At 47.8% G+C, this 1435-nt stretch carries 5 protein-coding genes; 1 reads left to right on the top strand and 4 read right to left on the bottom strand.

Going from position 1 to position 1435, the window contains the following annotated elements; translation table 11 throughout:
• From NG833_RS21910 to NG833_RS21925, 4 genes are all read right to left on the bottom strand, one after another.
• The coding region (locus NG833_RS21910; RefSeq protein ID WP_254567402.1) for a hypothetical protein at positions 1–224 on the bottom strand (224 nt) is incomplete at its 3' end.
• A complete protein-coding gene (locus tag NG833_RS21915) occupies positions 217–522 on the bottom strand; it encodes a hypothetical protein (RefSeq protein ID WP_254567403.1) in 306 nt (101 codons plus the stop codon). The genes NG833_RS21915 and NG833_RS21910, both read right to left, overlap by 8 nt.
• Positions 523–726, bottom strand: a complete 204-nt coding sequence (locus tag NG833_RS21920) for a hypothetical protein (protein ID WP_254567404.1) — start codon at positions 724–726, stop codon at positions 523–525.
• 95 nt (positions 727–821) lie between these two features.
• Entirely contained in the window at positions 822–1070 is a 249-nt protein-coding gene (locus NG833_RS21925; RefSeq protein ID WP_309143876.1) for a helix-turn-helix transcriptional regulator, read from the bottom strand.
• A gap of 185 nt (positions 1071–1255) precedes the next feature.
• Here NG833_RS21925 and NG833_RS21930 point away from each other — a divergent pair.
• A partial coding sequence (locus tag NG833_RS21930) for a Rho termination factor N-terminal domain-containing protein (RefSeq protein ID WP_254567405.1) occupies positions 1256–1435 on the top strand: 180 nt, incomplete at its 3' end.

The raw sequence follows: 1435 nt of genomic DNA on the forward strand, positions 1-1435 counted from the left end.
GTTGAGTTGACTTTAGATAATTGACCCGGTATGCTGATTTCATCACCCTGGGACCTATCCACCCTTGCCTTATTAATTTCCGTGGATCCGTTTTCTTTTTTTTTCGGGCTAACAGAGGGAACATCCTCAACCCCATCATGCGTGTCGTAAAACCAATCCGGTTTACCATCGCATGATGGGGTTGAGTATTGTTCCGGGTCAAATAGGCTCAGTTGGTTAATCATCTGCGGTATCCCTTACGAACTCATCCTCCCAACCATCGGAATCCCAGAAAAATCCATCCCCATCACAGTCATCACACGACCAGCCCTCGGAGTCTTCCCCAGTTCCTTTGCAAGTGGAACAGATGCGATCGCTATCTGAATCTATTTCCCCAGTGCCGTCACAAAGCCCACAATTGACAACGGTCCACTCAGCGTAATTGTAAGAGTCGCTGGCCTGACGCTCCTTTTCAGATTCCCAGTAAGGGATCCATAACTCAACATCTCCCTTGCACCGGGGACAGAGAATTTTTTCAGCCATCTACTTCCCCCTCACCGCCAAAAATCCGCTACCGTTGCACTCGTCACAAATATCAACCCCTTCATCCCCGTCCGGTGATTCCCAATGAATCACCCCTCCCTGGCATTGCGGGCATTCGTAGACTTCATAAATGCTGTCGAGTTCGTGCTCTTCATTAACTTCTTGCACGGGTCTAATATCTTGCCTGGGTTCGTTCCCTAGCATTGCCTCAAAATCCTCCTCAGTCTTCAGTGATTCCAGGGTTCCCCCTCCCCGGTTAATGAAAGAGGGGGAACCCTGTTTTATCCGCATAACCACCCCTAGGAATCAGTGAGGGGGTTTTTTCTGTTAGCGTTTTGGACGGCTTCAGCCAGATCCTCTAAAGAGCAATCCAGGATCTCCATGAGTCGCTTCATTTGTTGGATCGTTAATTTTGGCTCGTGACGTCCGTTTTCCCACGCGCTGATAGTCGTTACGGTGACACCCATGTATTGAGCAAGCTCTCGCTGAGTCAATCCCACTCTCTCCCTTAATTTCATAAACGTCAGTAGATCTTGGTTCTCTTCCATTATAGTTGATTTGTGTGAGTTGACAAACACAAGTCATCTGGTATAGACTCAGTAGTGTAAGTCACTTTACATATGAACGACATGAAAACGGAACAGACAGCAGGATGCTGTCCATCATCAGGGTGCATTTATGCGGTCTGTTCCTCCCTCTGTCTATATCACTTTTCGTTGGAGAGATGATAAAAATGAGCACCTACTCACGCCCTGAGTTAGAGGGCATGACCATTGCAGCGATTAAGCAGTTTTGCCGCGATCGCGAAATCACCGGATACTCGCGCTATACCCGCAAAAGTGACTTGATTGCTTATGTTGAAAGCGTCTTAGACAGCATCGATGCTTTTTTGGAAGAGGATCTCCTAGAGGCC

Origin of the sequence: Oscillatoria sp. HE19RPO (assembly GCF_024220515.1) — a bacterium.
Lineage (GTDB): Bacteria > Cyanobacteriota > Cyanobacteriia > Cyanobacteriales > Laspinemataceae > Laspinema.

Coding starts and splice junctions, on each gene's coding strand:
- NG833_RS21915 (WP_254567403.1), bottom strand. CDS start 522: ATGGCTGAAAAAATTCTCTGTCCCCGGTGCAAGGGAGATGTTGAGTTA.
- NG833_RS21920 (WP_254567404.1), bottom strand. CDS start 726: ATGCTAGGGAACGAACCCAGGCAAGATATTAGACCCGTGCAAGAAGTT.
- NG833_RS21925 (WP_309143876.1), bottom strand. CDS start 1,070: ATGGAAGAGAACCAAGATCTACTGACGTTTATGAAATTAAGGGAGAGA.